We start from the raw sequence: 4,634 nt of genomic DNA, 5'->3' as shown, positions 1-4,634 counted from the left end.
ATTTCTATCAAAAAGTGATGATATTAACTTTGAGAGTTTAGCTGATGTTTTGATTGAAGAGCTAGAGAGCTTTTTGAATCGTTAAATTTGAAAAACCAAAAAAATGGAGGGCTCTGCAAACAACCCCTATTACCGAAGTTTTCGGCTGTAACCTTGCTAAACCCTACCTTTTTTAGGTCTTTAGTTGCTTGCAACAAAATAGACTTTCTATTTGCTTGAGTAGCAAAAGAACCATCTTTATTGCGTTGTAACGCAGATAAAATAGTCTTTCTAAAATCTCTGTTTTTAGCTGCTTTATCTTTCATTTTTTATCGCTTTTAATCTTTATTTGGTAAGTGTTTCAACCAGTTAATAGCTCAAGGCTACTAATCTACGAGGGTCGAAGCGATATGACAATATGTCATTAATCTTTAATTCTTTGCGACTATCTGTGAAAAGATAGGGTTTTATGATCTAGTTCTGTTGAACCTTGTCATAAGTAATTATTCTTTGCAAAGAACCCAATAAACGTATACGTACGATTATCTAAATCCAACATTGTTGGTAATTTGAAACGGTCAATACATTCGCACTGTTGTTTGAAACGGTCTAGCCATGCTAGTTCTGTAACGGTCTGATATAAAATCAGTGGTTGAGACGATCCTTCTTCCTATCTTGCGATAGTGACGTGCTAATGTCGAAGGTAAGCAGTTGTTATAGTTGATTTTATAACCATCACTAAAACATTTCAAGAACAAATTACAGTCTATTTTACCGTGTGCAATGGCTCTTGGTTTTATCCTACATTCTGTCACTACGGACATAAATATCCGAATTGACAGGATTAACCCAAGGAGAAAATATTGATTTTCAACAAAGCAAGAATTCAAGAACTAGAAGAAAAACTAAATTATTATAGAGAAGCAAAGGAGACTATTGAGTCAAACTTCTGCAATCTTCAAAAAGAACACAATACTGCAATCAATGAGATAGAAAGCCTAAAAAATGAATTATCAACTCAGAAAGATACACTAATAGCAAAATTCAAAAAGTTGCATCAAGAAAAGCTCATAAAGGCTACTGAAGAGTCAAAAAAGCTCTATGAAGAGGCTGTGATTGGTAGAGAATAAGATAAGAAAAAGATAAATAACCTTATAAAGGGCGTCAAGCTCCAAAAATATAAAAAGGCTAACACTGATACCTTAGAGCTTAAAAAAGCCAATAACGAGCTTAAAACAGGGCGTAAGATAACAAGTATTGAATTTTGTATAAGCAAAAAACAGCAGAAAGAAGAGCAACTAATACAAAAGGTTTTAAGCACGCAAACAAAGAGCGATTTTATACCGGTAAACGCGAGTGAATGCGTTATTGATGTTTTGCTAGATGATGAGTTAGAGCTAACAAAAAACGATATAAAAAAGATATTTGAGCATTATAAATTAGAAGATATAGAGCAAATTTGTTTAGATTTATCTAATAGTTGGGATAATTCAAAACTTATTTCTAAAATAGGGTTTTTGCGAGGTAAATTAAAGCATCTGGATAGAAAAAAACAGAAAACTACATGTTTGGATTTGATGAAGTATAACTTAATTCACCAAGTCTAATATGTCTTTTCTAGTGATAGATTTTGAATTAGGGGTTCTGTTCCTAAAAGCCAAAATATGTTAGGTTTAATTTTGTAAGCAAAAATAGCTTTTCTATACTTAGATATACTAAACCTTATTATTAAACTTACAAACCTTTTATTTACAAGGCTTTAGACCTTTTTTAAAGAGTTTAAAATAACCCTCCTTTTTTTAGACTATAGCCATGCTTGATCTGAATTACATATAATTTTACTACATATATTTAAATCATTAAACGTTTTATGAATATGCCTATTATCATTCTCAAACTTCTTTAATGCTTCTGGTCCTATTTCCATAGCTAAATATGCATATGGATACCCATAATGGTACGTATGTGGATTAACGCCACCATAATCTCTTAATTCTTGTAACTTATATCCGTTTGGATCTTTTCCATATCTTCTTAGATCAGCGTCTTTTTGAATATAACTATTGGACATAAAATATTCATAAACATCTTTCAAATAACTTTTTTCAGTAAATAGCATATTTTTATATTGTTCGATATTATCTATTAGTTCTGTACTAAACTTTTGTTTATAGATAGTATCTAAAGATAGCATAAGCAACTCTAAGCATCCTAAAGCTCCAGAGCTACAGGCTACAACACTATTTCCATATCCTTTTTCGAATGAGTATAAGCTAATTTTAGAACTTATATAAACACTATATTGACTGGGGTTTCTAGAGTATTTCATATTATATTTTATATCTTGACCTCTAAAAGTATTATCACAATCTATATAAATACCACCTTCTTTATACAATATAACTAATCTTAATATATCACTCAATGTTGCTAAATTACCCAACTTCTTAAGTACTGATAAATCATATTTACTAATATACTTATCTGAATAACTTGGATATTCGAACAAAAAAGTTTCAGAAAGTGTTTTCCTTTGTGTAGGAGTTAAATATTTAATAAGATAAATCTGGCACCAACTCTCTAAATCAAAAATTTGTTTAAATTCTAATCGATCTGTAATTTTATTTCTTTGTAAATAACTATATCCACCTATCTTATCTAGAAACTTTAATTTAGTTTCTTCAACTCTATCCGTCCATATATAAATATTATGGTCAGATTGAGAAAGTAAATAAAAAATGGAACTTATATATTTGCTTGGAATTAATGATCCCATCCATATATAATGGACTTTATTTATGTTCATCTACTTGTACAGAAGTTTTTTAAGAATAATCAATAATTATTCAATGTACATCATCTAAACCTTAATGTAAAGAACTATTTGTAACACTTTTCGGCCTATAAGAACAGAACCCCATTCTGCTATAGCGACTATCAAGTTGTTATTGAAGATTACCCAACCTAAATTTAAAAAAAATCACTTAAATAGTTTAAGAGCAGAAAGCATAACTCCTCTAAAAATATTATTAGCTATGTAATTATAATGCCTTCTTTGTTAAGTGCTTCAGTCTACCTTTAAATTCAAGATTTAAGATAATTAATGACTGAGGCATAATAATTTTTAATGTTTAAAAATAAATCTCTACTATTGCTATAGCCTGTATTTATCTATATTTAGCTTTTGCCGACACTAATGATCGTAATGATGTTTTTATTCTTAAAATGGCGTAATGAAATTAAAAAAACAAATAAAAAAACGAGAGCCATCTTTCTACAAGACAATATTAATTGTTTCTGCCTTTAGGCTTCATCAGTTGTAGTATTTTTTACTATATTTAATACGCCAATATTTGTCAATATAATTTTTAACTATATATGCTAGAATAACTAATATTTAAAGAATTAAATACCTAAATGCAATCCTGTCACTATGCACAAAAGTACATATTGACAGAATGGTATACATCATCATTTGTTTCTTAAAAATCTAAAATTCGCTAAGGCTGGAATTTCATATTTCTAAGAAATGCTAGTAATGATATCTGCATTGGATAATGATTAGATTTTGATTTTCTACTTTGTAGATTATTCGATGTTCTTTGTCTATTCGTCTAGACCAATAACCAGAGAAGTTATGCTTCAAAGGTTCAGGATCTCCTAATCCTTCAAAGTGATTTCTCATAATGTCTTTGATTAGCAAATTAATTCGTTTTAGCTTTTTCTTATCTATGCTTTGCCAATATAGATAGTCTTCCCAAGCATTAGTTGACCAAGAAAGTATCATTCTTCAATCAACTCTTTTTTGATAGCTAAACCAGATTCTACTTCATCAATAGAATTTTGTAATCTCTTATAGTTATTCATGCTTCTCATCAGATAAGCTGTTTCTTCATAAGCTTTAAAATCCTCTAACGACATCATAACAACTGCTTCTTTTTTTGAACCTCTGGTAACAATCATAGGACTATGATTTTTTGTTACTCTATCCATTGAATCGGATAATTCATTTCTAAAAGTTGAATAATTAACTGTTTGCATTACGTAAACCTATGTACTTATATAAGTACTTACATTGTAGATTTTATCTTTTAAAAAGTCAAAAAAGTCATTGAATCTTTGAAATTTGTAAAATTTCCTAAAGATATTTTCTCTTTAATATTCTCTTTAATATTGTAGCAACTCTGTTTTCAAACTGTGATGTAGTGATAACAATACTTTCAGAGGATTTTGCGATTTTTAAAAACACATTTTTGTCACACTAAAACACACTTGTAAAAAGTGTGTGTTAATATGAATTAAAAAATGTCTTATTATATTGATTAACACAATAGATATTTAAATGTGCTAAATGAAAGAGATAGAAGATAAAAAAGAAATTGCTATGTCCAAACAGCCTTGTTGCTGGAAAATTTCACTTAACCAAAGAAGAGCAGAATTTAATATTTCTTGTAGCTTCTCAAATAAACAGTTCTGATGAAGATTTTAAGACTTACAAGGTATATATTGGATTTAGAAAAAGCTACTAGGGTCTAACTGCATATTTGGTCGTAATCGGCCACGCGCTATAAATTTTTTTTGATTTTTTTCTCCATCACAAAGTTTATTAAATTAATTCCTCTTCTCTTGACTGTTTGTTCTTCAATAACCTTGAA

General features: G+C 29.2%; 6 protein-coding genes. 2 read left to right on the top strand and 4 right to left on the bottom strand.

Annotation, left to right across the window (positions count from 1 at the left end):
* Nucleotides 1-23 precede the first annotated feature (23 nt).
* Nucleotides 24-305, bottom strand: a complete 282-nt coding sequence (locus tag F8C69_RS09180) for a hypothetical protein (RefSeq protein WP_159184959.1) — start codon at nucleotides 303-305, stop codon at nucleotides 24-26.
* Nucleotides 306-842: 537 nt separating this feature from the next.
* On the opposite strand from F8C69_RS09180, the gene F8C69_RS09175 reads away from it, so the two are divergent.
* Nucleotides 843-1,109 (top strand): hypothetical protein, encoded by a 267-nt coding sequence (locus tag F8C69_RS09175; protein WP_159184958.1) that lies wholly within the window; start codon nucleotides 843-845, stop codon nucleotides 1,107-1,109.
* A gap of 674 nt (nucleotides 1,110-1,783) precedes the next feature.
* Here F8C69_RS09175 and F8C69_RS09170 read toward each other — a convergent pair.
* From F8C69_RS09170 to F8C69_RS09160, 3 genes are all read right to left on the bottom strand, one after another.
* On the bottom strand, nucleotides 1,784-2,785 hold the full coding sequence (locus F8C69_RS09170; protein ID WP_159184957.1) for a glycosyltransferase: 1,002 nt from the start codon (nucleotides 2,783-2,785) through the stop codon (nucleotides 1,784-1,786).
* A gap of 726 nt (nucleotides 2,786-3,511) precedes the next feature.
* Nucleotides 3,512-3,766, bottom strand: a complete 255-nt coding sequence (locus tag F8C69_RS09165; RefSeq protein ID WP_159184956.1) for a Txe/YoeB family addiction module toxin — start codon at nucleotides 3,764-3,766, stop codon at nucleotides 3,512-3,514.
* Nucleotides 3,763-4,020: a type II toxin-antitoxin system Phd/YefM family antitoxin gene (locus F8C69_RS09160; RefSeq protein ID WP_159184955.1), complete on the bottom strand. Its 258-nt coding sequence runs from the start codon at nucleotides 4,018-4,020 to the stop codon at nucleotides 3,763-3,765. The genes F8C69_RS09165 and F8C69_RS09160 overlap by 4 nt, the downstream gene beginning before the upstream one ends.
* Before the next feature lie 338 nt (nucleotides 4,021-4,358).
* On the opposite strand from F8C69_RS09160, the gene F8C69_RS11330 reads away from it, so the two are divergent.
* On the top strand, nucleotides 4,359-4,508 hold the full coding sequence (locus F8C69_RS11330) for a RepB family plasmid replication initiator protein (RefSeq protein ID WP_159184954.1): 150 nt from the start codon (nucleotides 4,359-4,361) through the stop codon (nucleotides 4,506-4,508).
* The last annotated feature ends 126 nt before the right edge of the window (nucleotides 4,509-4,634 follow it).

The organism is Francisella noatunensis subsp. noatunensis, from assembly GCF_009823375.1.
Taxonomy (GTDB): Bacteria; Pseudomonadota; Gammaproteobacteria; order Francisellales; family Francisellaceae; genus Francisella; species Francisella noatunensis.
The sequence above is the reverse complement of the archived record's forward strand: the minus strand, read 5'-3'. Positions and strand labels throughout refer to the sequence as shown.